Annotated in this window: 25 protein-coding genes and 1 pseudogene; 19 read left to right on the top strand and 7 right to left on the bottom strand. The window is 44.4% G+C overall.

All coding sequences use genetic code 11. The features are described from left to right. Positions 1-28: 28 nt before the first annotated feature. Positions 29-385: a hypothetical protein gene (locus FTV42_RS10005; RefSeq protein ID WP_180038650.1), complete on the bottom strand. Its 357-nt coding sequence runs from the start codon at positions 383-385 to the stop codon at positions 29-31. 177 nt (positions 386-562) lie between these two features. On the opposite strand from FTV42_RS10005, the gene FTV42_RS10000 reads away from it, so the two are divergent. Together FTV42_RS10000 and FTV42_RS09995 are read left to right on the top strand one after the other, a co-directional pair. Further along, a complete protein-coding gene (locus FTV42_RS10000) occupies positions 563-1,027 on the top strand; it encodes a hypothetical protein (protein ID WP_180038649.1) in 465 nt (154 codons plus the stop codon). Continuing rightward, complete coding sequence (locus FTV42_RS09995) at positions 1,018-1,326, top strand: hypothetical protein (protein ID WP_180038648.1); 309 nt, start codon at positions 1,018-1,020, stop codon at positions 1,324-1,326. Before FTV42_RS10000 ends, FTV42_RS09995 begins: the two co-directional genes overlap by 10 nt. Before the next feature lie 41 nt (positions 1,327-1,367). Here the strand turns inward: FTV42_RS09995 and FTV42_RS09990 are convergent, their stop codons facing one another. From FTV42_RS09990 to fadB, 3 genes are all read right to left on the bottom strand, one after another. Next, on the bottom strand, positions 1,368-2,249 hold the full coding sequence (locus FTV42_RS09990) for a viperin family antiviral radical SAM protein (RefSeq protein ID WP_180038647.1): 882 nt from the start codon (positions 2,247-2,249) through the stop codon (positions 1,368-1,370). Between the two features lie 136 nt (positions 2,250-2,385). Continuing rightward, the gene (fadA, locus tag FTV42_RS09985) at positions 2,386-3,558 is read right to left on the bottom strand and encodes an acetyl-CoA C-acyltransferase FadA (RefSeq protein WP_004647298.1); all 1,173 of its coding nucleotides are present in this window, start codon (positions 3,556-3,558) and stop codon (positions 2,386-2,388) included. A 12-nt stretch (positions 3,559-3,570) separates the two neighbouring features. Continuing rightward, a complete protein-coding gene (fadB, locus tag FTV42_RS09980) occupies positions 3,571-5,721 on the bottom strand; it encodes a fatty acid oxidation complex subunit alpha FadB (RefSeq protein WP_180038646.1) in 2,151 nt (716 codons plus the stop codon). A 586-nt stretch (positions 5,722-6,307) separates the two neighbouring features. Between fadB and FTV42_RS09975 the strand changes: the two genes are divergently transcribed. Next, positions 6,308-6,721 (top strand): PH domain-containing protein, encoded by a 414-nt coding sequence (locus FTV42_RS09975; protein ID WP_180038645.1) that lies wholly within the window; start codon positions 6,308-6,310, stop codon positions 6,719-6,721. 17 nt (positions 6,722-6,738) lie between these two features. On the opposite strand, the pseudogene FTV42_RS09970 reads toward FTV42_RS09975, so the two are convergent. Beyond that, positions 6,739-7,804, bottom strand: a pseudogene (locus FTV42_RS09970) (AAA family ATPase). A 225-nt stretch (positions 7,805-8,029) separates the two neighbouring features. On the opposite strand from FTV42_RS09970, the gene uvrC reads away from it, so the two are divergent. The 3 genes from uvrC (at position 8,030) to pgsA (ending at position 11,434) form a co-directional block, all read left to right on the top strand. Continuing rightward, positions 8,030-9,829: an excinuclease ABC subunit UvrC gene (gene uvrC / locus FTV42_RS09960; RefSeq protein ID WP_180038642.1), complete on the top strand. Its 1,800-nt coding sequence runs from the start codon at positions 8,030-8,032 to the stop codon at positions 9,827-9,829. Positions 9,830-9,944: 115 nt separating this feature from the next. Beyond that, positions 9,945-10,739 (top strand): thioesterase family protein, encoded by a 795-nt coding sequence (locus tag FTV42_RS09955; protein WP_180038641.1) that lies wholly within the window; start codon positions 9,945-9,947, stop codon positions 10,737-10,739. A 107-nt stretch (positions 10,740-10,846) separates the two neighbouring features. Further along, a complete protein-coding gene (gene pgsA / locus FTV42_RS09950) occupies positions 10,847-11,434 on the top strand; it encodes a CDP-diacylglycerol--glycerol-3-phosphate 3-phosphatidyltransferase (RefSeq protein ID WP_016806864.1) in 588 nt (195 codons plus the stop codon). A 721-nt stretch (positions 11,435-12,155) separates the two neighbouring features. Here the strand turns inward: pgsA and FTV42_RS09945 are convergent. After that, positions 12,156-12,428, bottom strand: coding sequence for an oxidative damage protection protein (locus FTV42_RS09945; RefSeq protein WP_180038640.1), 273 nt, complete (start codon positions 12,426-12,428; stop codon positions 12,156-12,158). A gap of 15 nt (positions 12,429-12,443) precedes the next feature. Then, on the bottom strand, positions 12,444-13,874 hold the full coding sequence (gene argH, locus FTV42_RS09940; RefSeq protein ID WP_180038639.1) for an argininosuccinate lyase: 1,431 nt from the start codon (positions 13,872-13,874) through the stop codon (positions 12,444-12,446). Between argH and FTV42_RS09935 the strand changes: the two genes are divergently transcribed. From FTV42_RS09935 to FTV42_RS09875, 13 genes are all read left to right on the top strand, one after another. Beyond that, positions 13,865-15,019, top strand: coding sequence for a sensor histidine kinase (locus FTV42_RS09935; protein ID WP_180038638.1), 1,155 nt, complete (start codon positions 13,865-13,867; stop codon positions 15,017-15,019). The two genes, argH and FTV42_RS09935, sit on opposite strands and share 10 nt — an antisense overlap. 69 nt (positions 15,020-15,088) lie before the next feature. Continuing rightward, the gene (locus FTV42_RS09930) at positions 15,089-15,829 is read left to right on the top strand and encodes a LytTR family DNA-binding domain-containing protein (protein ID WP_004278633.1); all 741 of its coding nucleotides are present in this window, start codon (positions 15,089-15,091) and stop codon (positions 15,827-15,829) included. A gap of 108 nt (positions 15,830-15,937) precedes the next feature. Then, the gene (gene hemC, locus FTV42_RS09925; RefSeq protein ID WP_044113065.1) at positions 15,938-16,861 is read left to right on the top strand and encodes a hydroxymethylbilane synthase; all 924 of its coding nucleotides are present in this window, start codon (positions 15,938-15,940) and stop codon (positions 16,859-16,861) included. Then, positions 16,861-17,640, top strand: a complete 780-nt coding sequence (locus FTV42_RS09920; RefSeq protein WP_180038637.1) for a uroporphyrinogen-III synthase — start codon at positions 16,861-16,863, stop codon at positions 17,638-17,640. Before hemC ends, FTV42_RS09920 begins: the two co-directional genes overlap by 1 nt. Then, a complete protein-coding gene (locus FTV42_RS09915) occupies positions 17,637-18,476 on the top strand; it encodes a hypothetical protein (RefSeq protein ID WP_180038636.1) in 840 nt (279 codons plus the stop codon). The genes FTV42_RS09920 and FTV42_RS09915 overlap by 4 nt, the downstream gene beginning before the upstream one ends. A gap of 6 nt (positions 18,477-18,482) precedes the next feature. Continuing rightward, positions 18,483-19,676 carry a heme biosynthesis protein HemY gene (locus tag FTV42_RS09910; protein WP_180038635.1) on the top strand — a complete coding sequence of 398 codons (1,194 nt, stop codon included), beginning with the start codon at positions 18,483-18,485 and terminating at the stop codon, positions 19,674-19,676. 8 nt (positions 19,677-19,684) lie between these two features. Then, positions 19,685-20,113 (top strand): thioesterase family protein, encoded by a 429-nt coding sequence (locus FTV42_RS09905; protein ID WP_180038634.1) that lies wholly within the window; start codon positions 19,685-19,687, stop codon positions 20,111-20,113. Between the two features lie 141 nt (positions 20,114-20,254). After that, positions 20,255-20,581, top strand: a complete 327-nt coding sequence (locus FTV42_RS09900) for an H-NS histone family protein (protein ID WP_180038656.1) — start codon at positions 20,255-20,257, stop codon at positions 20,579-20,581. 182 nt (positions 20,582-20,763) lie between these two features. Beyond that, positions 20,764-21,507, top strand: coding sequence for a type II secretion system protein N (gene gspN / locus FTV42_RS09895; protein WP_180038633.1), 744 nt, complete (start codon positions 20,764-20,766; stop codon positions 21,505-21,507). Beyond that, positions 21,507-22,361 (top strand): type II secretion system protein N, encoded by an 855-nt coding sequence (locus FTV42_RS09890; protein ID WP_180038655.1) that lies wholly within the window; start codon positions 21,507-21,509, stop codon positions 22,359-22,361. The genes gspN and FTV42_RS09890 overlap by 1 nt, the downstream gene beginning before the upstream one ends. Positions 22,362-22,399: 38 nt before the next feature. Beyond that, the gene (gene gspD, locus FTV42_RS09885) at positions 22,400-24,661 is read left to right on the top strand and encodes a type II secretion system secretin GspD (protein WP_180038632.1); all 2,262 of its coding nucleotides are present in this window, start codon (positions 22,400-22,402) and stop codon (positions 24,659-24,661) included. A gap of 62 nt (positions 24,662-24,723) precedes the next feature. Continuing rightward, entirely contained in the window at positions 24,724-25,383 is a 660-nt protein-coding gene (locus tag FTV42_RS09880; protein WP_180038631.1) for an FHA domain-containing protein, read from the top strand. Positions 25,384-25,461: 78 nt separating this feature from the next. After that, positions 25,462-26,130, top strand: coding sequence for a phosphoglycolate phosphatase (locus FTV42_RS09875; RefSeq protein ID WP_180038630.1), 669 nt, complete (start codon positions 25,462-25,464; stop codon positions 26,128-26,130). Positions 26,131-26,188: the final 58 nt, after the last annotated feature.

The following is a 26,188-nucleotide window of genomic DNA, read 5'->3' as shown; positions in this document are numbered from 1 at the left end:
GACATCTTTTTTTATGCTTTTAAAAAGCTTAAGCCGCTTTTTTAAACCAAGAGAACCAGCCTTTTTTCTCAGCTTTTACTTCTGCTTTTTCAGCAGCCGCGTCTTTGGTTTCTACTGCCTCAGTTTTCGCAGCTTCAACGTGTTGTTCTGCTGTAGCTTGAGCCGTTTCTACTTGAGTCGTCGCTTCTATTTTTACTGCTTCAGCTTTAGTTTCAGTCGCTTGAGCATCTTCAACTTTTGCTTGTACAGGTGCAGCAGTTTCTTTTGCAACAGTTTGGGTTGTTTTAGTTACAACAGTTGCTGGTGTAACTTGAGCTTCAGTTGCCATTGCAGATGCAGAAGTCGCTACGATTGCAGTTGCGATCATTGTTTTAAGCATGTTCATATATACCCTTTTAAGGAAATAGGAAAAAAGAGGCTTGATCATACATTTATAAAATTTAAGTGCTTCATAAATATGGTTTTATTGGTTGATTATTCAACTGAAATTACAAAGGGATAACATTTTGATTCTTAAATAACTATAATTATAAAAAAAACATAGAATTACTAGAGGGTTGGTTTGAGCGAGTTAGAAACAAATGGCTATTTGATATGTAGCAAATGTAATTCAACAAATAGGGTGGTTGAAATAGGCCGTCAAGGTGTTTATAAATGCGGTACTTGTAGAAATGATTTATTGGTTATTAATAGAGAAAAAAAGGGCTCTAAAGTAATTCCCCTTTTAGTTGCTTCGATTTTTATTGGAGTGTTAGGAGGATTTGGTATTGATCAAATACAGGAAAAACTTAAACCATCTGAAATTACCTACTCTGAGTTGAGTACAAGTTGGGAAGATTGGCAAATTGAAGCTTTTGACAGAAATTGTAAAGCCAATTACTCACAATTAGAGAAAAACTGGTCTTCTGAAAAGATTGCTAAAATATGTACATGCCTTGTGACATATATTGTTGAAAGGACGGATTATCCTAAATGGGGAAGGTTACGTGACGCTATTGTGAATGAGAGCAATAAAGAATGTCGTTAAAACAAAATCAACAGAATGAACATATATTAAGATTTTTAGATTTATTAGACATGTGCTATGAGGGAAAATTAAAGATGTTTAGCGATGAATTTTCTAATGGGGATAATTCTTTTTATGAAAAATTAAAAAAAGAAGTACAACGTGCAAAAGCTGGTGCAATTTCATTAAACAAAGAGGATGTCTTTAAAAAATATAACTTTTTTTTAGAGTATAAGCTTTGGGAAAAGAATAATACTAATAGGGAAATGAAAATTTTTGATTTAAAGGTAACTAAATTTATTAGAAATAGACATGAGTAAGTAAGAGATTTAAAAAAATCTCTTACTTTTATTACTTGGCTTTATTGAGAAATAGAAGGAATTAAATTGGATCTCTTAGCAAATTTATGAATATTGAATTTAATTTGCTTTATTGCAGCCTCTCCTCCTATTTGTAAAATATTGTGGCTGTAATCGTAACCATGAGATAGTTCATTATTTTGAAAAAAGCGACCTAGAGGGTCAATCATTAAGTAAGATTGAGTCATTTCATCATTATTTTCTGAAAAAATAATTTTTTTAAACTTGCTGTGTCTATTTATAAACTCATAGAAGTCTTCATTGTTGATGGAGTTTTCTTTGGTTAATATTGGGAGCATTTTAAAAATTTTCCATTTAGTTGGGGAGGCGTTTTTGATAAATAAATTAAAGTCTTCTAACTTATTTAATTCATTAATAACAGTGTTTATTTTAATTTCTATATTTGGGTTTATTACTCTTATTAGTTGGATGTTCTTTAGAAGTTCATTGATATTCATTGGAGTGTTTTTTACAACTCTTCCTATTTCTTTGTTGGTATTTGAATTGAGTGAGTCAATGCTAAATCCAATAGATGAAAATTCATTTCCAATCATTTCTATTAATTCACCATCTAATAAACTACCATTGGTAATAGCTGATAATTCAAAATGATATTTTTTTGCTTCTTTAATTATTTCTAGAATTTTTTTCTTATAAAGAAAAGTTTCTCCACCAACTAAGTTAAGGCGTATTCCAGTAAAGTTAGTTCCTTTATTTTGATTTACAATCATTGGTAGTAGCGATATTTCTTTAACTAATTGTATGATTTTTTCATTATTATGAATAATTTCTTTATTCTCATTTTTTTGCCATTTTGCAAAACAATAAAAACATTTGTAGTTACATGCTTCAGTAATGTGCCAATTAACAACTAAATTTGTCATTTTTCTCTCAGAGTTAAGTGTAGTCAGGTGATTCCTTTAATTAATACTAGTATTTAGTCGGCGCATTTTCGGGGACAAACAAGGGACAAAAAACCCCGCAATAAGCGGGGTTTCTTTTTGTTGAAGTATTTAAGAATTAAACACGTTCGATCACGGTTGCAATACCTTGACCTAAACCGATACACATCGTCGCAAGACCGATTTGTGTATCTTGCTGTTCCATCACGTTTAACAACGTTGTTGTGATACGCGCACCAGAACAACCCAATGGGTGACCTAATGCAATCGCGCCACCATTATGGTTCACGATGTCTTGCTTGTCATAAATGCCTAAGCCTTTAAGAACAGACAGACCTTGTGCTGCAAATGCTTCGTTTAATTCAAAGGTTTGAATATCAGAAATCGCAAGGCCGGCGCGTTTCAATGCTTTTTGTGTTGCAGGAACCGGACCATAACCCATGATCGCCGCATCACAGCCTGCAACCGCCATAGAGCGAATTACAGCACGTGGCTTAAGACCTAAAGCTTGCGCACGTTCAGCCGACATCAACAACATTGCAGAAGCACCGTCAGACAACGCCGAAGATGTTGCCGCAGTCACTGTACCGCCTTTCGGATCGAAGACTGGACGCAAAGATTTGAACGATTCAAGGTTCGCATCCGGACGGATCACTTCATCGATATCACACAAGATTTTGTAGCCATCTGCATTATGACCTTCAATGCCGACGATCTCGTTCTGGAACAGACCGTTTTCAGTCGCAGCCCAGGCACGGCGATGTGATTCCACACCGAACGCATCCTGTTCTTCACGGCTAATGCCGTTCATACGACCTAACATTTCAGCAGTTAAGCCCATCATGTTCGACGCTTTGGCATAATGCTTAGACGCTTCAGGGTTCAGGTCGATGCCGTGCATCATGCCCACATGGCCCATGTGCTCAACACCACCGATGATGAAGATATCACCCTGGTTCGTGGCAATTTGCGCAGCCGCAGTGTGAATCGCCTGCATAGACGAACCACAAAGACGGTTCACCGTTTGACCTGCAACAGTCTTCGGCAAGTCTGCCAGTAATGCGATATTACGGGCAATGTTCATACCTTGTTCTAGGGTTTGGTTCACACAGCCCCAGATTACGTCTTCAACTTCATGCGGGTCGAATTCGTTACGTACCAAGAGGGCACGGACAAGCTCAGCAGACATCGAGTCGGCACGTACATTGCGGAACATACCGTTTTTGGTTTTACCCATTGCTGAACGTACGCCATCAACGATGACAACGTCACGTGGATTTAAAGTAGCCATTCACGTTGCTCCTTAACCGTAGAATTTTTTGTTGTTAGCAGCCATTTCGCGCAACATTTCTGGCGCTTCATAAGCTTTACCAAGGTGCGCATACTTATTGCAAAGCGCAACATACTCAGCTACACCGGTTTGATCGATGTAACGGCATGGACCACCACGGAATGGAGGGAAACCAACACCCATGATCATGGCCATATCTGCTTCAGCAGCAGTGGCTACAATGTTGTCTTCCAGGCAACGAACAGTTTCGTTACAGAAAGCCAGCATCATACGGTCAATGATTTCCTGAGCGTCAAATTCACGTTTTTCCGAAGTTGCAACAGAGGCTACAAGCTCATACGCAGTTGGATCAACCACTTTGGCTTTTTTGCCTTTACGGTCAAGTTCATACTTGTAGAAACCAACGTCGTTCTTTTGACCCAGACGGTTGTTTTCGTACATCACCTGAATCGAACCTTTGAAATCAGGTTTCATACGATCCGGGAAGCCTTCAGCCATCACTTCTGCACCGTGTACGCCAGTGTCGATACCGACAACGTCCATCAGGTAAGCAGGGCCCATTGGCCAGCCGAATTTTTCCATGACTTTATCGATTTGCTGGAAGTCAGCACCATCTTTAAGCAACAGGTCAAATGCACCGAAGTAAGGGAACAATACGCGGTTCACGAGGAAGCCCGGGCAGTCATTGACCACGATTGGTGTTTTACCCATTTTCTGAGCAAGTACTACAGTCGTTGCAATCGCTTCGTCAGAAGTCTTCGCCCCACGAATCACTTCAACCAGTGGCATCATATGTACCGGGTTAAAGAAGTGCATGCCCACGAAGTTTTCAGGACGTTCTAGGTTTTCAGCCAGGCGCGTGATTGAAATCGTAGAAGTATTAGATGCAATGATCGTGTTGTCACGAACTTTCGCTTCAGTTTCTTTCAGTACGATACCTTTGACTTTTGGATTTTCAGTCACGGCTTCGATCACGATGTCCACTTCTTTAAACTCGTCATAGCTTAAAGTTGGACGGATGCGCGCAAGAGTTTCACCCATTTGAGCAGGCTTCATCTTCTTACGTTCAACTTGTTTGGTCAGTAAACCATTGGCTTCTTTCATACCCAAAGCAAGTTGCTGGTTACCGATGTCTTTCATGATGATCGGTGTGCCTTTGCTTGCCGCCTGGTAAGCAATACCACCACCCATGATACCCGCGCCTAGAACAGCCGCTTGGTTCACTGGATGCGCACCTTTTTCATAGCGCTTCGAGGTTTTTTTCACGATCTGGTCGTTCAGGAACAAACCGATCAAGGCACCTGCTTGTGGTGTGACTGCTGCTTTGGCAAAGCCTTCAGCTTCAGCTTTCAGCGCGTCATCACGATGCAGGCTCGCACCCGCTTGAAGAGAATCAAGCAGTAATTTTGGTGCAGGGTATTGAGCCGGATTCGCTTTTGCTAAAACCATGCCTTTCGATGAGTTAAACGCCATCATCTGTTCGATCGGGCTGAGTTTAACTGGATCGAGTTTTTCCTGACGCTTGGTTTTCCAGTCTAAACGGCCATGAATCGCCTGTTTTACCAGATCAAGTGCAGCATCTTGTAGCTTGTCAGCAGGAACGACAGCATCGACTGCGCCGTCTTTCAGTGCAGCAGCTGGCTTCTTAGGATTGGCCATTGCCATCCATTCTACCGCGTTGTCGATACCGATTAGACGGCTTAAACGCACTGTACCACCGAAGCCCGGGAAGATCCCCAGCTTGATTTCAGGTAGGCCCACTTGTGCCTGTTCTGACATGACACGGTAGTCACACACCAGGCACATTTCGAAACCGCCACCCAGTGCCATGCCATTAATTGCAGCCACTTTAGGAATGTCGAGGTCTTCGAAGCTGTTAAAAATTTCATGTACTGGCATTGCCCAGTCAACAATCGCTTGTTCACCCTGAGCAAAGTTGTCGCCGAATTCAGTGATATCAGCACCTACAATAAATGTAGATTTGCCTGAAGTCACAATCAGACCTTGAATATCGGCATGGGAGACGGCTTCGATAGCAGCCTTGAAATCTTCAATCGTTGCACGGTTGAATTTGTTAACGGACTCACCTTGTAAGTCAAAGCGGAATTCTGCAATCCCGTCCTCAAGCATTTGGACGGTAATGGCATTGCCAGCGTGGATCATGCCCTGATCTCCTTTATTTTGGAGGACTTCTAAGTTGATGTTGTGAAGCAAGTGCGCATGTCCCGCGCACTTTTTGACTTCGCTAATCTTACGATAACTATATCCAAAAAGAACATAACAAGTTGTATCAAGCCGTGACGCAATGGTCATCAATTTCTGCCAGACTGATCCGCCCCGCTATAACTTTTCCTTTCAATTTTCTAAAAGAAGATGAACCAAAGATTTTGTTTCAATTCATTATTTTTTATCAATCAGCCTGATAGATATGGAGCAGGGTGACTGATTTTCAAGGTGCATTTCTAGCGGAATTTTGTCAATTCAGTCAATTTCTATCCTTGAACTTGCCATTTTTAGCCTCGAAGTATGCTGAGCGCAGGGCTTTCAGGTCTTTGCTGATAGTATTTAATCAGCACAAATAACAGTGTATTAGATCATTTGAGTTACTGAACTTTTCTGATGAGATCGAAAATGGGAACGATCCTGTCGATGTGTGATTTAAAATAATTTCCATCCTGCCGGGTTGAATCCCTGTCATCTGCTATGGAATTGTTTATGATGATCTTGCACTTAGATATGGGGGATATCGATGCACGTATTTCGTTCTAAAAAAGACTGGTGGCTGCTGGCTTTTGTGATTTGTATGAGTGGCCTGTTGCTGCAACTACTGCTGACCATGCAGGCCAAAGGCACTATGCAGCAATATCCGCTGCACACTGCGGTTTATGTCCTGACTATTATCATTTTATGGTGGCCGCTGTGGAGTACGCGCTATGTGATGGACAATGGGGTGTTGACCATAAAAAGCCTGTGGTTAAGCTGGAAGATTCCGTTAAGTGAAATCCAATCCATTCAGCCCACAGACCACTCTATCATTGCGCCAGCCTTATCTTTAAATCGTCTGCGGATTGACTATACTGATGCGGGCGTGCAGAAATTTATATTGGTTTCACCCAAAGATCAAACTGCTTTTATACAGGTGCTTCAGCCGAATAAAGACTGATATCGAGTCTGCCTTAGTTAAGCTTTTGCTTGCTCAGGCAGAACCACCAGCTGTCCATCGACACAGTCCAGATGCAGACTGAACTGCTCAGGCTGGTTTAAAAAATACAGCGCCAGAATCGGCTCCAGTTCGGTACGCATCTTGCGGCCCAAATGTCGGGCGCCGTAACGAATATCATGGTCCTGATAGAAATAGGCTTTGGCTGAAGCGCTTAAATGCACGCTGCGTTGCTGATGTTGCAAGCGCTTGTTCAGTTTATCCAGTTCAATTTCGACCAGACGTGGCAGGGCATCATGCTGTACCGCCTGATAATGCAGGCTGCGGTCAATCCGGTTCAGAAATTCAGGGTCGAATTTACGCTGCATGACTTTTTCAATGATGCGCTGGGTGGGAACGCGCTTCAGACACAGTGCCTGCATTTTCTCAGGCAGATAGCTGAGTTTGTCCAGATATTGCTGCGCCGCCTGTGCCCCGACATTGCTGGTCATAAAGATCATGCAGTTGCGAAAATCGATAGTTTTAGTGCCCGCTGTCAAGGTCAGCCGGCCAGTATCCAGCACGTTCATCAAGCCGCGAATCACTTCGTTACTGGCTTTTTCCAGCTCATCAAACAGCATGATGCCGGGACGGGTATGACTGCCGGCAATCGCAGTTTCATCAAACAGGCTGTGACCTTCCTTTGATCCCACATAACCGGGCGGTGCGCCGGTCAAAGCCGCCGCATAATGTTCCTGTGCCAGAGTATTCATATCAATCCGGCAAAAGGCATCCGGGCGGCCATAGATCGCATCGGCAATCAGACGCACGGTTTCTGTTTTACCGACGCCAGTAGGGCCCAGCATCAAGATAACCGACAAAGGGCGATCCGGACTGGAAAAATCTGCCTTGACCACATGCAACATTTTTTCAATTTCATTCAGGGCTGCATCCTGCCCAATAATCCGTTCACATAGCAGTTGCATTACCTTACTCGCTCGGCTCGAAATGAAAACGCGGTTTACCAATCAGGCGAGCACGTTCAGACGGGTGATGGGTGGAGGTGGAGGGTTGAACAATATGAATGCCCGATTGCTGCAGGGTCATGCGAATCATCTCAAAACTAGACTTTTTGAGCATAACAAAGTTAAAGGTTGAAACTTATAGCTTTTAACAATCAGTTTATGTCGTGAGGATTATAGATTGGGGGGATAACCCGACAGGAACTTTAAGATTAAGTGGCAGCTTCAGGGGAATTTTGTGTTTTTGCTTGAAAATGACGCAACAATCATCACATATATCTGCAGATTGTAGGTGAAAAATAGGCTTTAGGTGAACGAAAACGCACGCCCCCATATTGAAAAAATCCTGGCGAATATGACCAGCCTGCCCGGGGTCTACCGGATGTATGGCAAAGACGGTGAATTATTGTATGTGGGTAAAGCCAAAAACCTGAAAAACCGGGTCTCCAGCTATTTTGTCAAAACGCTGGATCATCCCAAAACTCAGGCCTTGGTGGCACGGATTTATGATATCCAGACCTTGGTGGTACGTTCTGAAACTGAAGCCTTGTTGCTGGAACAGAACCTGATCAAGCTGCATCATCCACCGTATAACATCATGCTGCGTGATGACAAATCTTATGTCTATATTTTTGTTTCGGCAGATAAGCCCTATCCGCGTTTAGCCAGTGGGCGTGGCAAGGGCAAGCACCAGGTGGGCAAGTTTTTTGGACCTTATCCAAGTGCTTATACGGCGCGGGATACTTTGGTGGTGCTACAAAAACTGTTCAATGTGCGTTCCTGTGAAAACAGTTTTTTTGCCAACCGGACCCGTCCTTGTCTGCAATACCAGATCAAACGCTGCTCTGCGCCCTGTGTCGGATTTATTTCTCCGGAAGACTATAAGGCAGATGTCGATAACTCGATCCGCTTTTTGCAGGGCGATACCAAGGAGCTGAATCAGGAACTGATCACAAAAATGGAAGCGGCCGCTGAAGCGCTGGAATTTGAAAAAGCGGTGTTCTATCGTGACCGGATGGCATTGTTAAGAGACGTACAGTCGCAGCAGGCGATCTATAAGCTCAAAGGCGAAGCCGATATCCTGTCGATTGCCTATCAGGCCGGGGTGACCTGTGTGCAGATCATGCATGTGCGCAACGGCAAAATGCTGGGTGGAAAAAGTTATTTCCCAGATATGCTCAGTGATGACCTGGGGCAGATGCTGGCCGATTTTATTGCCAATTTTTATTTTCAGGTGGCCGATGAAATTCCGGCTGAACTGATTGTTAATCTGGAAGTGGCTGATCGTAAAGAACTGGAAGCAGCACTCTCGCAGCATTTTGGCAAGAAAATCCAGATCAAGTCCAAAGTCCGCGAAACCCGGGCCGAATGGCTGGAACTGGCGCAGATGAATGTACAGCATGCGATTCAGGGCAAACTGGCCAATCATATAGAATTAAATGAGCGTTTTCATCAGCTGGAGCAGGTGGTCGGCCGTCCTGTAGACCGGATCGAGTGCTTCGATATTTCACATACCATGGGCGAAGATACCGTGGCGTCCTGTGTGGTCTTTGACAGTGGTGGTGCGCGCAAGCGTGATTATCGCCAGTTTTCCATTCATGATATTCAGGCGGGCGATGACTATGCCGCCATGCGTCAGGCGCTGACCCGTCGTTATAAAAAAGCCCTATTGCCGGACCTGCTGTTGATTGATGGTGGCAAGGGGCAATTGCACATGGCGATGGAAGTCATGCAGGAACTGGGACTGGATGCCTTTATGGTCGGTGTGTCCAAAGGTGAGGGACGTAAGCCCGGTCTGGAAACCCTGCACTTTACCGATGGCAGTAAAATTCAATTACCGGAGGATCATAAGGCGCTGCATCTGATTCAGCAGGTACGTGATGAAGCACACCGCTTTGCGATTACCAAGCATCGTGCCAAACGCGATAAAAAGCGTGGTTCATCAGTGCTGGAAGTTATTCCGGGGCTCGGACCAAAACGCCGTCGGGATTTGCTGACCCATTTTGGCGGGATTCAGGGCGTACTGAAAGCCTCAGAACGAGATCTGCAACTGGTACCGGGACTGGGTTCAGTCATGGCCCGGATGATTTATAAAGTGCTGCATGAATGACGCGTGGCTTAAATGCAAGGGTCAAAGTGCGCATTGACGCTTGGGTCACGTGACATTCACAACCTGAAGAATTTTGCCGAATATACTGAGCATCAAGACTTACTGAGGGATCAACATGTCTTTGCATGCACTTTATGCACAAATTGCCGAACAGGAATGGGTAGAGTTTCCACAGGGATGGTTACAGGGTCGTACTCTGTATGGTGGTCTGGCTGCCGCGATGATGATGCAAAAAGCCGGCACTCACATCAATGATCCGGCCAAGCATTTGCTGAGTTGCAGTGTGACCTTTGTCGGCCCGATTCAGCAAGCCAAAGTACGACTGAGTGCCGAAATCCTGCGGCAGGGCAAGTCGGTGACCACGATTGAAGTGCGCTTATGGCAGGACGACGCGGTGCAAAGTATTCTGATTGCCAGTTTTGGTATTTCCCGTGATTCAGAGATTCAGGTTCAGCAACAAGCTCAGGCACCCGACTATGCTGCGCCAGAGCAGCTGTTTCAGATTCCTGCTGGCTATGGCATGCCAGACTGTTATGATCATTTCGAAGTGGCCTGGGCGAATGTCAATCTACCTTGTAGTGCCAGTCCTCGTCCGGACTTTGGTGGCTGGTGCCGGTTTCATCCTGAAAAGCATCACAACCGTGAATTTCTGGTCGCAGACCTGATGGCCATCTTTGATATCTGGCCACCCGGGGTGTTACCGATGTTTAAAAACATGGCACCTGCGAGTAGTCTGACCTGGACAGTGACCTATGTGCATCCGGTTCAACATCAATTGCATGATTGGTTTAAATATAAAGTATTTACCGACTATGCTGCGGATGGTTATGCGACGGAGCATGCCTATCTCTGGGATGCCGAAAATCGCCTGATTGCGATGGCAAGACAAACAGTGACGGTGTTTGCCTAGTGACACTGCAAGTCAATTCGTATAAAGTGAAGCCTATTAATGATGGATCAAACCTCTAAAAAAGTGTGCATTTTCATCGTACATGAGGGGAACAATTGGCGGTGTCTATGACTACAGGTCGTATCCTGAATATTCCAAATATCTTGACCTTGGCGCGTATCGCTCTTATTCCGGTATTCTTATTGGTGGCTTACTGGCCGCCTGCAATGGGCTTTGATGCTCATAACCCCGACATGACGCGGCATATAATTTTAACCACGATCTTTGTGGTGGCTGCAGTCACGGACTGGTTTGATGGCTATCTGGCACGAACATTAAATCAGACCTCTGCTTTTGGGCGTTTTCTCGATCCGGTGGCAGATAAATTGATGGTCGCAGCTGCACTGATTGTGCTGGTGCAATGGCAGCCTTCCATGTCGATGGCTTTTGCTGCGATTGTGATTATTTCGCGTGAAATTACTGTGTCAGCCTTACGTGAGTGGATGGCAGAGTTGGGTGCACGGACCAATGTTGCGGTTTCAACGGTGGGGAAATACAAAACTGCTTTTCAGATGATCGCTATCACCGTATTCCTGCTGAACTGGCCACCGCTGGAAATGCTGGCGTATGCCTTGCTATACACCGCAGTGGTACTCACCTTATGGTCGATGTTCATTTATCTGAAAGCGGCTTGGCCATATCTGAAACAGCCTTAATCGAAATGAAAAGAGAAGCTCCTTGAAAGGGGGCTTTTTTTATGCGCTTCAACTATCAAGGGATTCAGTAAATCACAGACAAAAAAATACCCAGCCTTTGGGGGAAGGACTGGGATGAAATCGGGGTATTTGTTGCTTGTTGTTATAGTTATTCAAAGATATCTCATCTTCTTAGAGCCTATTATAGAGAGACAGATTTTTAAATCATGTGGCTTCTTGTAGCAGAATGTTGTGTTTTGTGATTACTCTGTATATTACTTTTACAATTCAGTATTTTGATACAAAGCTGAGCAGTTTTAGGCTGAAAATAAGCTGACGAGATAAGTGAAATCGGATAGTGGGAACAGTCCACTTCGCTTGTCTTGCGTAATTTTTAGAGCAGCATATAAAAAAATCCCCATAGTTGGGGATTCTTTTAGATTAAAGCCTACGCGCAGCATAGCTGCTTGTCTTACGTAAAACTTAAAGCAGCGCTTTCTTTTTCCCACTCGAAGCATAGCTTCTCGTCTTGCGCAAGGGCAGAGCAGTGCTATTTATAAAAGAAAAGCCCCATTTAGAAGCTTTTCATATTAAAACCTACGCACACCTTCGGTGTTTGTCTTGCGTAATTTTTAGAGCAGCATATAAAAAAATCCCCATTATTGGGGATTCTTTTTGATTCAAGCCTACGCGCGCTTTTCAGCGCTTGTCTTGCGGCGTGGTGGAGCAGTGCTCCGCTTAATCACGCCTCAGGCTTCAGCCCTTCGGCTTTTTCCAATGTTTCATCATTGTTCAAGAACTTTTCACGCTGTTCTTCAAGAAACTTTTTCGCATCTGCTTCAAACACGTTCAAACGCTTTTCATTAATTAGCGTAGTCTGGTGTTTTAGCCATTCTTGCCAAGCCTGTTTAGACACGGTGTCAAACAATTCCTGACCCTTTGGCCCCGGGAATGGAGCAAAGTCTAAACCTTCCATGTCCGCCTGATACTTACGGCAAAAAACTTGTCGAGACATATCCATACTCCAAAATTATGCGTAAAGTTGTTCCAAACGCGCATGTGCACGCTCAATGGCTGCTTTCACTTGAGCAGGCGCAGTGCCACCAATGTGGTTACGTGCATTTACCGAGGCTTCAAGAGTTAAGGCTTTTTCAAATACGTCTGCTTCAATCAGGTCAGAGAACTGTTGCAGTTGTTCGAGTGTTAATTCAGACAGGTCTTTAGATTCTTGTACACCGAGTGCAACTGCTTTACCTACAATCTCGTGCGCATCACGGAATGCCACGCCGTTTTTCACCAGGTAATCAGCCAAGTCAGTCGCAGTTGAGAAACCACGCAGTGCTGCTTCGCGCATTTCAGCAATGTTTGGAACCAGTGCAGGAATCATGTCGGCAAATGCCATGAGTGAGCCGCGAACTGTATCGATCGCATCGAACAATGGCTCTTTATCTTCCTGATTGTCTTTGTTATAGGCTAGAGGCTGGCCTTTCATTAAAGTCAGCAGGCTCATCAAATCGCCATAGACACGACCGGTTTTACCACGTACCAGTTCAGGCACATCCGGATTTTTCTTCTGCGGCATGATTGAAGAGCCAGTACAGAAGCGATCTGGAATATTCACGAATTTGAACTGTGCAGATGTCCATAGAATCAGTTCTTCAGACATACGTGATAAATGCATCATAATTAAAGATGCAGCGGCATTAAATTCAATCGCAAAGTCACGATCCGATACTGCATCCAGCGAGTTTTCAGCAACAGCTTCAAAACCTAGCAGTTCAGCGGTATAGGCGCGTTCAATCGGGTAAGTTGTTCCCGCAAGTGCAGCAGAACCCAGTGGCATACGGTTGACACGCTTACGGCAATCAATCAGACGCTCTGAATCACGTACCAGCATTTCAAACCAAGCCATCAAATGGTGACCAAAAGTCACTGGCTGAGCGGTTTGCAAGTGGGTAAAGCCCGGCATGATGGTGTTAGTATTTTTAGCCGCTAGGCTTAAAATACCTTTTTGTAATTTTTTCAGTAATTCTAGGATGCCATCGATTTCGTCACGTACATAAAGACGGATATCTGTCGCCACCTGGTCATTACGGCTACGACCGGTATGCAGTTTCTTGCCAGTAATGCCGATACGCTGAGTCAGACGTGACTCAATGTTCATGTGTACATCTTCTAAATCAATGCGCCATTCAAAGTTGCCTGCTTCAATATCGGCTTGAATCGCTGTCAGACCTTCAATAATGTCATCGCGTTCTTGCGTGGTCAGTACGCCCACTTTTGCCAGCATGGTTGCATGGGCAATCGAGCCTGCAATATCTTGTTTATAAAAACGTTGGTCAAATTGAACAGATGCTGTAAATTCAGCAACAAAAGCATCAGTCGCTTCAGAGAAACGACCGCCCCACATACCCGAAGTCTGGGCGTGTGATGGATTAGAGGAATTAGAAGATGTGGTCATGTCGGCTCAATCAGATTAAAAGCAGTAGAACGAAAAAGAGTATAACAAATTCAAAGCCCATTGCCGAAGTCACATCTGCTAAATCTTTTACATCGATAAACGAACAGACGCAAAATTCCTATTTTTTTAGCCAGATCGGCAATCTACGCTATTTGCTGGAACTGTTTGCTGGCGGCAATATTCTGGCCATGATTCTGGCGCTTGCAGAAGCGCAATCCTGGCAGGCTTTGAATGGAATGCACCTGCTGCAATATATGCTGTATATCAACTGGGTACTGTTATGTTTTGCAGCACTGGTCGAGCTGTTCCATCAAGCCTTTCAACGTATGGGAATCAAACTGGCTTTGATTTCTGGATTTCTGCTGTTACAGGCAATTGTACTGCTCACTACGGTGAACCTGAATATCTTGATATATTTTGGACAGAATTTTAATTTTCAGGATTTAAACCTGGCGATTGCGCTGGATCGGGTCGGACTCCATTTAAGTCTGGGAATTTTGCTGGGAACTTTCTGTTTTCGCTATCTTTATTTGCGTGAGCAATGGGAGCAGCAGCAGCATAGTGAGTTGAATGCTAGGATTCAGGCCATGCAGGCACGGATTCAGCCGCATTTTTTGTTTAACAGCATGAACAGTGTGATCAGCCTGATCAGTATCAATCCGGATAAAGCCGAGCACATGCTGCTGAATTTGTCACGGTTATTTCGTGCCAGTTTTCAGGAATTAAAACTGGTCAGCCTGCAGGAGGAAATTGATCTGTGCCAGCGCTATCTGGAGATTGAGCAGATCCGTCTAGGTGAGCGTTTGCAGGTCGAATGGAAGTTAGAAAACAAAGACTTATACTCACAAGTTCAAATTCCATTATTAACTTTACAACCCTTGCTAGAAAATAGTATTTTCCATGGAGTTGAAAAAATTCTTACAAAGAGTACCATAAGCATATTGGTTGAAATATTGCAAAATCAAATTAATATCATCATAACGAACCCTTATGCACAGGATAATAAAACTTTAAAAAAGGGACATGGTATTGCAATAGAAAATGTCAGACAGCGTCTGCAAGCTTATTATGGACCCAGTGTGACTTTTCAAACCTTTGCCGGCGAAGGGATGTTTACGACGGTAGTGCGATATCAATATAAATAAAAATAAATCAAAGAAATCGCAGTTAGCTTTATCATTCATCTGATAATCTTAACTGGGTAAGGAGGAGAAATGGACATCCTGATTTGTGATGATGAGCCTTTGGCCGTCGAGCGTTTATCACGTTTGGTCTCTCAACTGGGGCATGATGTGGTGGCGACAGCAAGCCATGGCCGTCAAGCGATTGATCTGGCTCACCAATACGAACCCGATGTCATCCTATTAGATATTCAAATGCCTGAAATGAACGGACTGGCTTGTGCGCAACATTTGCGTCAACTGGATCCAATGCCGGCCATTGTCTTTTGTACGGCCTATGACCAACATGCGCTGGATGCATTTAAATCAAATGCCGAAGGCTACTTACTTAAACCGGTGATGCAACAGGAATTGGCACAGGTTTTAGAGCACTTAACTAAACTTACCCAAGCTCAAATGAGCCAACTAAAACAAAAAGAAAATATGGACGAGATCAATATCAGCCGCCAGCAGATTGCGGCAAAGACCTATCGTGGTGTCGAATTGGTGCCAGTTGAAAATATCTATTATTTTCTGGCGGATCAGAAATATGTCACTGTGCGTCATAAAAACGGCAGTGTATTGATTGATGAAACCTTAAAGGAGTTAGAGCAGGAGTTTGGGAACCAGTTTATCCGGATTCATCGTAATGCCTTGATCTCGGTGCATTATCTGGATGGTCTGGAAGTGGTGAGTTCTGGTCAGTATCAGGTACGTTGTCGTGAGCTGGACGATCGTTTGGCGGTTAGTCGGCGACATTTACCGTTTTTACGAGATCGGATTCAAAAGCTTTAGCAGGGGATGAATGAGAGCATTGAGTTTAAACTTGTATAAATTCACTTGCATTTTCAAGTGAGCAGGTTAAGTTTAGACTATTGTTCTCATTTACTGTTATTGAAATTTATGAAGACCCTAAAAATTGCAACTCGACAAAGTCCACTTGCGCTTTGGCAAGCGGAACACATCCGTGCGCGCCTACAAGATTTGCACGCTGGTTTGCAGGTCGAGTTAGTCACTTTTGTTACACAGGGCGATAAAATTCTAGATACACCACTGGCTAAAATTGGTGGAAAAGGACTGTTTGTAAAAGAATTAGAAGCCGCTTTACTGGATGGTCGTGCAGATCTGGCTGTGCATTCCATGAAAGATGTCCCGATGGCCTTGCCCGAAGGTCTGAGTCTGGCAGTGATCTGTGAACGTGAAGATCCCTTAGATGCCTTTGTGTCGAATACCTACACTAGTTTTGAAGAATTGCCACAAGGCGCCAAAGTCGGAACCTCAAGCTTGCGCCGTAAAACCCAGATTTTAAAACAGCGTCCAGATCTGGACATTATCGATTTACGCGGTAATGTCGGCACACGTTTATCTAAACTGGATGCAGGCCAGTATGATGCGATTATTCTGGCCAGTGCCGGTTTAAAACGCTTGGGTCTGGCAGAACGTATTCGTCATACTCTGACGCCTGAAGTCAGTCTGCCGGCCGTGGGTCAAGGGGCATTGGGACTGGAATGCCGTACTCATGATCAGACGGTGCTGGACTTGATTCAGCCACTCCTGCATGCGGATACAGATGCGTGTGTACGTGCCGAACGTGCCTTTAATGCCTATCTAGAAGGCGGATGTCAGGTGCCGATTGCTGGTTATGCCACGCTCAAAGAGGGTGTGATTTCAATCGAAGGTCGTGTGGGCAGTGTCGATGGAACAGTTTTGCTCCGGGCACAGCATACTGGCAAAATGGCAGCTGCGGAGCAATTGGGTGTAGAGCTGGCAAAAGACCTGCTTGATCAAGGTGCTGGCGAGTTGCTGAAAGCACTCTATTCACACTGATGTTATTGATTAATACTCGCCCCAGTGATCGTGCTGCAGGCTTGACCCAGCAGTTACAGGCAGCGCAAGTGTCTGTTTTAGAATTGCCCTTGCTCGAACTGCATGCCATGCCTTATTCCGATGAGCTGTCGAGTTTGTATCAGCAGCTGGAGCAGGCACAGATTATTGTGGTGGTCAGTCCGACGGCCGCCCAGATTGGCATGCAATATTTACAACAGGCGGGTATTAAGCTCTCGACGTTGGCGCAGGTGCATTGGGTGTCAGTGGGAAAAGCCACTGAACAGGCACTGGCGAGCTATGGCATTCATAGTCATGTGCCTGAGGTCGAAACTTCGGAAGGCATGCTGCAATTGCCTGTGTTGAAGCAACTGGCTTCTGGTTCAGGTGTAGCCTTCTGGCGCGGAGAAGGTGGTCGTCAATTTATGATGGATCATTTACGTGCCAGCAATATTAAAGTTTTAAACTTTATTTTGTACCGGCGGCAATGTCCTAAAACGACGGCAACGATTTTGGCAGAGAATTTGGCGCTGCTTAAGACACAGCAGCGTTTTGCAGTGCTAATCACCAGTGAGGCAAGTTGGTTAAACTGGCTGATACTCTTGCAGAGGAATGCGGAGTTTATACAGCAAGCCTGTTATTTGGTTTTGGGGCCACGTTTGGCCAATATTCTTGGGGAATATCAACAGCAGCATCAGGCAAGTTTTCAATTCGTAAAAATCGATGATTTAGACGCAAATACGATCTTGCAGAAAATGGGGCTGATATTAGGGAACGCATGAAGAAACTATTCATTGTATTGTTCATCTTAAGTTTGTCATGGCTGGTCAAGCTCAGCTACGACCTTCATGTTCTGAATACAGCACAGACTGAATTTAATCAAAGCATTAATCAGTTACAGCAGCAAAATGCCAATCTCAATGATCAGTTTGTGGCTTTAAAACGCCAGATTTCTGCTCAGCAGGAAAGTGCTGGAGCTACTTCAGCGAAAGCGTCAGTAAATGAAGCGGCAACTGATGCAACGCAAAATGATATTGTCTTGGTGCAGCAACATCTGGATCTGATCGAATTTGCACTGCAACAGCAACAATACGCCACTGCGATTGAGAAATTAACTCAGTTATCTAATGAGCTGGATGATTATATTTTAGCGCCTGCCTTGGTCAGCAGTTTGCAGCAAGTGATTGCAAAAGATCAGGACATGCTGAAAAAATTCGTGAACAGCCGATTAGTGCAGCAAAATAAAGTAAAAGAAGTTTTGGTGCAGATGGATACTGAAATTGAAAAAGAAATTCAGACACCATATCGTCAGCGTCCAGAAACTCAACGCTCTTTCTGGCAGCGCTGGGTTCAGATTGAATCCGCAGATCAGCCAAGCACAGTCTTGATGCAACGGCATCTGGTACTGAAAGAGGCCCAGTTGCGCTTGCTCATCGCACAAAATACCTTGCAAAAAGACCAATCCGTCGCTTTTCAGCAAGCACTGAATGCCGTGATTGAAGTCTTGGAGCAATTGCCGGATGCACAGAGCCAAAAATGGATTCAGCAATTGAATCAAATCAAGGCCACCCCGATTACTCCGATTCCATTATTAAACACACGCACCCTAGTGGGCTAATTGCTTATGAAACAGATTCTGCTGGCCTATTTATTTGTCTGCTTACTTGGCATTGCGGTGCTGAGTATCCTGAGTTATGGACATGGGGCTGGCTATGTCTATCTGTATTGGCGCGAGTGGCAGTTACAAACCACCCTCTGGTTTTTGGCCGCATCCTTGGTCAGTGTAAGTTTTTTGATGCATTGCATCTGGTATGCGATCAAGCAGTATCGCAGCCGTGAACAGCGTAAAACTGAAACAGTCTTTAGTTTTTCCCGCTTGCACCCTTATGAACAATTGGCAGTCATCTGGTTATTAAACGCTGCTCAGGATCAGCGGGATTTTATTCAGCAGTCTTTCACCAAGTCGGGTTTACTCAAGCATATTATTGATGCACGTTTATCTTGGGGACAACAGCAATATACCCATGCATTAACTGCTTTAAACCAATCCAATCCCATGGCATTTGAATTGGCAGAATTGCAACGGATTGAAATTTATTTATCACAACAGCAAGGTGAACAAGCACTTACCCATTTGGAGTTTTTAAATCAGCATGAATTATCACCTTGGTTAATGCAGGTTAAAACAGCCTATGAGCAGCGCCTTGTTGCATTATGGGGAGTATTTGCCATGCAGTTTCCCTGGTTATATTTACGTTCGACCCAATATGGGCATTTGGACCAAGAAGTAAAAAAAACATGGCTGGAACAATTATTATTGGCCTATGATCAAGCCACACAGGACGATTTATTTTATTTACAGCAACGTTATTTAGATTTAAAACCTCAGATATTTGATCGTGACTATTCAGTCAAGTTATTATGGTTGAAATTATTATTTAGAATGCCAGAAATGAGTGCCGAGCATGAAGTGCTCGCGATTCATTTAATGGAACAGCAATTTAATCAGGATGTCTTTTATTTGTGGTTCCAGCAACAGTTATTGCGGCAAAATCCAGATTATGAGGCGATTGCACAACAGATTTCGCACTGGGAAGCCAAATATCCAGCATTGCCGATTTTAAGCTTTGCAAAATGGCATGTGTTGCAAGCCACAGGCTATACAGATCAAGCCCAGCAACTACTTGACTTGTATTCGGATGATATTCGTATGAGTTATTTAAGAATTAAAGCTGCCTTACAAGATCGGGAGGACTTGCTACAGCAGTTAAATGCAGTATTTGAATCGAATGTAAACTTTATAGAAATTAAGACTTGAGAATAATAATGTCAGAATTAAAACAATATCCAGTTATTTATGAACAAACAGTCGCATGGGGTGATATGGATGCCTTTGGACATGTCAATAATGCCATGTATTACCGTTATATCGAAAGTGCGCGTCTGGCTTATCTAGGGATATTAGATATACATAATGAACCGGTATTTACGGTAGTGTCTTCAAATCAGTGCCGTTATTTAAAACCTGTGGTTTTTCCTGATCATTTAAAAGTGGCAGCACGTATTGAAGAAATTCGAAATAGTGCAGTTAGAATGCAATATCTATTATGGAGTGAAAAACAGCAAAGTATTGTGGCTACTTCAGAAGCAGTGATTGTCTGTGTCGATAAAAAGACCATGCAGAAAACAGAAATTCCGGAACATATTCGCGAAAAAATCAAAGCACTTGAATTAAGCGTTCAACATGAAATTTAAAAATGAATGAATCATTTTGATTTGTAATTTTTTTTAAACTTTATTGTTATTGGTCTAAGGTTTTATATTGAATGTTTTATTTAATATAAATATGATGGGGCTATTATTTAACAAAACGAATAATATTATTTTTCGGAGAGCATTATGCCAGATATTACGCATTTATCAGTAGAAGAGTTAAAACGTTTACAAGCAGAAGCAGAATCACTGATTGCTTCAAAAAAAGATCAAGAGATTGAAGACGCTTATCAGCAAATCTTGGCAGTTGCCGAGAAAGTGGGTATGACAGTTGAACAGTTACTTGAATTTGGTGCGTCTAAACGTAAAAAATCATCACGTAAGTCGGTTGAGCCGCGTTACCGTAGCAAAAGCAATCCGAACGATACCTGGACTGGCCGTGGTAAACAACCGCGCTGGTTAGTGGCAGAATTGGAAAAAGGCGCAAAGCTGGACGATTTTCTGATCTAGGCCTCCATTTGATCTGGTCATTAGGCTGTCATACAGACAGTCTAAGATGATTAAACCAAGCATACCTGCTTGGTTTTTTTATATCTATGAATTGGCGTTGGCAGAAAAGTGTGCATAATGTGTGAGTATAAGGGAAAAATTATAAATGGGGATTTGGACTTGAGCGATTGGTCGTGGTGGGGATGAGCAGTAAACCGAAAACTTTAAGATGGTTGATCCTTACTCTTGTTGCATTTTTTATTTTTGTCGTATTACAAGTGCCAGCGGCCTGGTTAATTTCAAAATTTTATAAAAATAACCAGACTTTGCATAATGTAAACGGAAATATCTGGCAGGGAAGTGCGGACTGGAAAAAAGGCAATCTTCGGGGCAGTCTGAACTGGAAAGTACGGCCTCTGGATTTGCTGTTGCTGCGGGTTGGGGCACATGTGGATTTGCATAGCGGCAATACCCAGCTTTCCGGGATCATGGCTTATGGTCTGAATAAGTCTTTGATTGTCAAAAATCTTGAAGGGCAGATCGCGCCTGAAACTCTAAAAAAACTTGCAGACTGGCAATGGCCGAGTACTGCGATTCAGTTTAAAGATCTGGATTTTAAATATAAAAAAGATCAGGGTTTCAGTCAGGTGGCTGGGCAAATGCAATGGGCGGGTGGTGAGCTGATTTATACCTTTGCTCAGCGTCAGGAACGCATGAATGTACCCGCCATGACTGGACAACTCGCAGATGAAAGCGGACAGCTGTTAATTGATGTTCGGGATAGTCGCGATCAACGCATGCTGAATATCAAGCTTGATCCGAACCTGATGCTGGATATCCAGCTCACCCAGCGCTTTTTAATGAATGCGCCTTCCTATGAAGGTAAAGCCGGATTAGATACCTATGTGATCAGTACCCGCCAACCCTTAATGGGAGGCTTGAATTGATGACAGTTTCTCTGAATGATTTAAAAAATATTGAACTGAAACAGCTCAATCGTGCTGCACCTATGGTTTTGTTACTGCTCATCCTGTATCTATGCTGGAAGCTGGCGGCTTTGTTCTGGTTACTGATTGCTCCACCCCAAGCCATGCAGCTGGATCGGGTTGAATTGGGTTCGCAACAGCCGCAAATTCCGAATATCGGTGCATTTTCGCTGTTTCAGGAAGTTGGGCAGTCTGCGGGTGTGGTTGAAACGGCCAATATCATTTTACAAGGGGTGATGGTCGCCAGTCCAAGTTATAACTCTTCTGCGGTACTGAAAATCAATGATCAGGTCGATCGTTACCGTGTCGGGGAAATGTTGGCCAATAGCGGTTTTGAGTTGGCTGAAGTGCATTGGGATCGGGTTATTTTGCGTCGATCCACAGGTGCTACTCAGGAAATCTTATTCAAAGGTCTGGAAAATGGCTTGAATCAGCCGATTGTGCCGGAAACATCAGCATCTTCAAGTTCAATGCCTGCTATGCCTTCTAATAGTGGTATGCCTGAGCAGCCTTCGCCACAGAATGAAATTGGTCGGGCCATCCAGCAGATGCAGGAAAACAAGGACCAGTATTTACAGAATATGGGGGTTAGTGCAGCAGATGGTAGTTATGAAGTAACTTCACGGACGCCGGCTGCATTGCGTAATCGCCTGGGTTTAAGACCGGGCGACCGGATTTTGTCTTTAAATGGCCAGACGCTGAGCCAGGGACAGACCGAAGCACGATTACTGGAACAGGCCCGGCGTGAAGGTCAGGTCAAACTCGAAATAAAACGTGGTGATCAGGTGATGACCATACAACAAGATTTGAAGTGATGTGTCATCACGCATAGGGTTAGGAAACACGAAAGTTTATGGCTTTATTTAATAATAATCGATCAGCATGGGCATTCTGTGTGGCCGCACCGTTAATGGCTATGGTCAGTACGGCGAGTTATGCACAAACCTGGAAAATTAACCTTCGAGATGCTGACTTAACTGCATTCATTAATGAAGTAGCCGATATTACCGGCAAAAACTTTGCAGTCGATCCGCGGGTACGTGGCAACGTGACAGTCATCTCCAATAAAGCCCTGAATAAAAATGAAGTCTATGACCTGTTTTTAGGCGTACTGAATGTCAACGGTGTGGTGGCAATTCCTTCGGGTAATACCATCAAGCTGGTTCCGGACAGCAATGTCAAAAGCTCAGGCATTCCCTATGATGCCAGAAGCCGCGCCAGTGGTGACCAGATTGTGACACGGGTGTTGTGGCTGGAAAATACCAATCCGAATGACCTGATTCCTGCATTACGTCCCTTGATGCCGCAGTTTGCCCATTTGGCGGCAGTGCCGGGGACAAATGCACTGATTGTGTCGGATCGCGCTAGCAATATTTACCAGCTGGAAACCATCATTCGCAATCTGGATGGCACCGGTCAGAATGACATTGAAGCGGTCAGCTTACAATCGAGTCAAGCCGAAGAAATGATTGGACTGATCGAGTCCATGACTGCAACCGGTGGAGCTAAAGATGTCCGCGGTTCGCGAGTGCGGGTGATTGCAGATACTCGTACTAACCGGATCATCATTAAAGGTGATCCCACGACGCGCAAACGGGTGCGTCAAGTAATCGAAACTCTGGATGTACCGGCTGCGGATCGTTTGGGTGGATTAAAAGTTTTTCGTCTGAAATATGCCAGCGCTAAAAATCTTGCGGAAATCTTGCAGGGTTTGGTAAGCGGGCAGGCGGTGAACAGTAATTCAAATTCGAGTAGTACATCCTCGAACTCGTCTTCACTCAGTTCTGGCAATAATTTAAATAACAACAATACGACTACCGGTTCGAGTAGCAACACCTCTTCAGGCATTCAGCTGAATACAGGCATGAATAACGAGCAGGGCGGAATTACCAGTTTTAATGGCAATGGCGTCAGTATTATTGCCGATACCACACAAAATTCTCTGGTGGTGAAAGCTGATCCGCAACTGATGCGGGAAATTGAATCAGCAATTGACCAGCTGGATATCCGTCGTCAACAGGTGCTTATCGAAGCCGCGATTATTGAAGTGGAAGGAACCGATGCGGATCAACTCGGTGTGCAATGGGCCTTGGGTGATATCAGTAGTGGTATTGGACTGGTGAACTTCGATAATTTTGGGACTAGCCTGAAAAATATTGCGGCCGGTTATCTCACCGGTGGTGGTGCAGGTGCTGCAAGTGCCGTGGGCGCAGGTAGCTCACTGGTACTCGGTGATTATCGTGAAGGGAGTGATGGTTCCCGACGTCTGTATGGTGCGATGATTCAGGCACTCAAAGAAACCACTAAATCCAACCTGTTGTCTACGCCGTCGATTGTGACCATGGATAATGAAGAAGCTTATATTGTGGTGGGTGAAAACGTACCTTTTGTGACAGGCTCAGTGTCTACAGGTGCTGCTGGAGTTGCTAATCCCTATACCACCATTGAACGCAAGGATGTCGGGGTCACTTTAAAGGTGGTCCCGCATATTGGCGAAGATGGTACGGTACGCCTGGAAGTGGAACAGGAAGTTTCTGATGTCAAGGCCAGTAAAGGGCAGGCACAGGATCTGGTGACGAGCAAACGTGCAATTAAAACCTCAATTCTGGCCGAACATGGACAAACCATTGTGCTTGGTGGTCTGATTTCGGATAACACCAGTTATGGACGCCAAGCGGTGCCGGGTCTGGGTGCAATTCCAGGCTTAGGACGTTTATTCCGTTCTGAAGGTAAATCCAATCAGAAGCGTAACTTATTGATCTTTATCCATCCAACCATTGTGGGGGATAAAAATGCAGTGCGTAAACTGACCCAGCAACGTTATAGTCAGTTATATAGTCTGCAACTCGCACTCGATTCAGACGGGAACTTTGCCAAATTGCCAGAAAGTGTTGAAGATGTGTATCAACAGCGAATTCCGGTATCCAGAACGCCCTTGCAAAACTCGACCTATCAAACTGTGCCGACCGCACTGGTTCAGGCACAACCAGTTAATGTAGTCGCCACGCCGGTCGCGATAGAACCAGTGATTCAGCGACAAGTGGTAGAACCCGTTCAACAGGTAGAAAAAAGTAAAAATACCGTTACAACAACCACACTTAGACCCAAAAGCTAAGCCATTCGTATTTGCAGACAGCATGTTATGATAATGTCAAAGAGAACAGAGAAGTAACTTTCATGACTTGGAAAATACACGCGATTACAGGCGACTTAACAGGACAGGAAATTAGCATTGACCGTGACATGCTGGTAGGGCGTCATCAGGCTGCGGATATCGTGTTACAGGCTGCGGAAATCTCCCGTAAACATGCGGCATTTTTACTGAAAGATGATGCGCTCTGGGTGCAGGATTTGGGTTCATCGAATGGCACTTTTGTCAATGATGTACAGATTGCGCAGGAAACCTTATTAAAACAGGATGACATTGTTCAGTTTGCCAGCTTGAAATTTTCAGTACTGGCACCTGTGGCTGCAGTTGAAGTTCCAGCAGAAATTGAAGCAACGGCAGAAAAAGTCGTGGAACAGGTCGAAGTCGCTGAGCCTACACCTGCGCAGCAAATGAATGATCAGGGAATGCCGGAACTGAAACATCGTGATGCTTCGGTGCAATTAACCCGTGATGGCATGCCAACCAATGTCGGTATTCCAAAACCGGCACCTATTCCGGAAGGCGTGGACATTAGTGCGGTGAAACCAGAGCCTACCCCAATTCCGGTTGAGCAACCTGTATCACGCGTAGAACAGGAAAAAGAAACCCAGAAAAATGTATCTGTAGGTTTGATTTCAGTGATTGTGCTGATTATTTTAGCAATTATGGCTTGGTTATTGTTCAAATAAGCCAATGATTGGTTACAATCAAGGCATGCACAGCGCATGCCTTTTTTGTGGCTGCGAACATTATAAAAGAGGGTCGGGATGTCTATTGCACAATTAGAAAAGCGCGAACTGATCTTGTTTGATCTGGATGGTACCTTGGTGGATTCAGCACATGATCTGTATCGCGCCATGAATATGAGCCTGAATGTGCTGCAATTGCCTCTGGTGACCGAAGAACAGGTACGGACCTGGGTAGGCAAGGGCACCTCGATATTCTGTGAGAGTGTATTGCAGCATTTGGTTGGCGAAGTCACGCCGGCGCAGCATCAGGAGCTCTTAACGACTTTTCTGGATATCTATAATGTCGATCCCTGCGTTGATACCGTTCCTTTTCCGGGAATCCTGAAATTTCTGGACTGGGCCAAAGCCCAAGGTAAAACCCTGATTTGTGTGACCAATAAGCCTGAACTTCCTGCCCGCAGTATTTTAGATACCTTGGATATGGCTCATTATTTTGCCGATACCATTGGTGGCGACCGTTTTACTGAACGTAAACCGCACCCACGCCAGTTGCTGCACTGTGTCGAACATTATAAGGTGAGCAAAGAACAGGTCTTATTGATTGGAGACTCTTCCAATGATGTTGAAGCCGCACGCTGCGCCGGGATTGATTGTGTTGTAGTCAGCTATGGCTATAATCATGGTGAAAATATTGCAGATTGTCAGCCACAGCAGATTGTGGATGATCTTAGAGAATTACTTGCCTAATACGCGTACTAAGGAAAGAAAATGAATAGTTGTAAGGTTTTTCGATGGCGTCGCTCAG

It is taken from the genome of Acinetobacter sp. YH16052 (assembly GCF_013417155.1).
Lineage (GTDB): Bacteria > Pseudomonadota > Gammaproteobacteria > Pseudomonadales > Moraxellaceae > Acinetobacter.
Note: the sequence above shows the minus strand (reverse complement) of the source record. Positions and strands in the feature narration are given on the sequence as shown.

What these genes read in the sequence shown, in the direction of transcription:
- FTV42_RS10005 (WP_180038650.1), bottom strand. Translation starts at nt 385, where the DNA reads ATGAACATGCTTAAAACAATGATCGCAACTGCAATCGTAGCGACTTCT.
- FTV42_RS09995 (WP_180038648.1), top strand. Translation starts at nt 1,018, where the DNA reads ATGTCGTTAAAACAAAATCAACAGAATGAACATATATTAAGATTTTTA.
- FTV42_RS09990 (WP_180038647.1), bottom strand. Translation starts at nt 2,249, where the DNA reads ATGACAAATTTAGTTGTTAATTGGCACATTACTGAAGCATGTAACTAC.
- fadA (WP_004647298.1), bottom strand. Translation starts at nt 3,558, where the DNA reads ATGGCTACTTTAAATCCACGTGACGTTGTCATCGTTGATGGCGTACGT.
- fadB (WP_180038646.1), bottom strand. Translation starts at nt 5,721, where the DNA reads ATGATCCACGCTGGCAATGCCATTACCGTCCAAATGCTTGAGGACGGG.
- FTV42_RS09975 (WP_180038645.1), top strand. Translation starts at nt 6,308, where the DNA reads ATGCACGTATTTCGTTCTAAAAAAGACTGGTGGCTGCTGGCTTTTGTG.
- FTV42_RS09955 (WP_180038641.1), top strand. Translation starts at nt 9,945, where the DNA reads ATGTCTTTGCATGCACTTTATGCACAAATTGCCGAACAGGAATGGGTA.
- pgsA (WP_016806864.1), top strand. Translation starts at nt 10,847, where the DNA reads ATGACTACAGGTCGTATCCTGAATATTCCAAATATCTTGACCTTGGCG.
- FTV42_RS09945 (WP_180038640.1), bottom strand. Translation starts at nt 12,428, where the DNA reads ATGTCTCGACAAGTTTTTTGCCGTAAGTATCAGGCGGACATGGAAGGT.
- FTV42_RS09935 (WP_180038638.1), top strand. Translation starts at nt 13,865, where the DNA reads ATGTGGTCATGTCGGCTCAATCAGATTAAAAGCAGTAGAACGAAAAAG.
- argH (WP_180038639.1), bottom strand. Translation starts at nt 13,874, where the DNA reads ATGACCACATCTTCTAATTCCTCTAATCCATCACACGCCCAGACTTCG.
- FTV42_RS09930 (WP_004278633.1), top strand. Translation starts at nt 15,089, where the DNA reads ATGGACATCCTGATTTGTGATGATGAGCCTTTGGCCGTCGAGCGTTTA.
- hemC (WP_044113065.1), top strand. Translation starts at nt 15,938, where the DNA reads ATGAAGACCCTAAAAATTGCAACTCGACAAAGTCCACTTGCGCTTTGG.
- FTV42_RS09920 (WP_180038637.1), top strand. Translation starts at nt 16,861, where the DNA reads ATGTTATTGATTAATACTCGCCCCAGTGATCGTGCTGCAGGCTTGACC.
- FTV42_RS09915 (WP_180038636.1), top strand. Translation starts at nt 17,637, where the DNA reads ATGAAGAAACTATTCATTGTATTGTTCATCTTAAGTTTGTCATGGCTG.
- FTV42_RS09910 (WP_180038635.1), top strand. Translation starts at nt 18,483, where the DNA reads ATGAAACAGATTCTGCTGGCCTATTTATTTGTCTGCTTACTTGGCATT.
- FTV42_RS09905 (WP_180038634.1), top strand. Translation starts at nt 19,685, where the DNA reads ATGTCAGAATTAAAACAATATCCAGTTATTTATGAACAAACAGTCGCA.
- gspN (WP_180038633.1), top strand. Translation starts at nt 20,764, where the DNA reads ATGAGCAGTAAACCGAAAACTTTAAGATGGTTGATCCTTACTCTTGTT.
- FTV42_RS09890 (WP_180038655.1), top strand. Translation starts at nt 21,507, where the DNA reads ATGACAGTTTCTCTGAATGATTTAAAAAATATTGAACTGAAACAGCTC.
- gspD (WP_180038632.1), top strand. Translation starts at nt 22,400, where the DNA reads ATGGCTTTATTTAATAATAATCGATCAGCATGGGCATTCTGTGTGGCC.
- FTV42_RS09880 (WP_180038631.1), top strand. Translation starts at nt 24,724, where the DNA reads ATGACTTGGAAAATACACGCGATTACAGGCGACTTAACAGGACAGGAA.
- FTV42_RS09875 (WP_180038630.1), top strand. Translation starts at nt 25,462, where the DNA reads ATGTCTATTGCACAATTAGAAAAGCGCGAACTGATCTTGTTTGATCTG.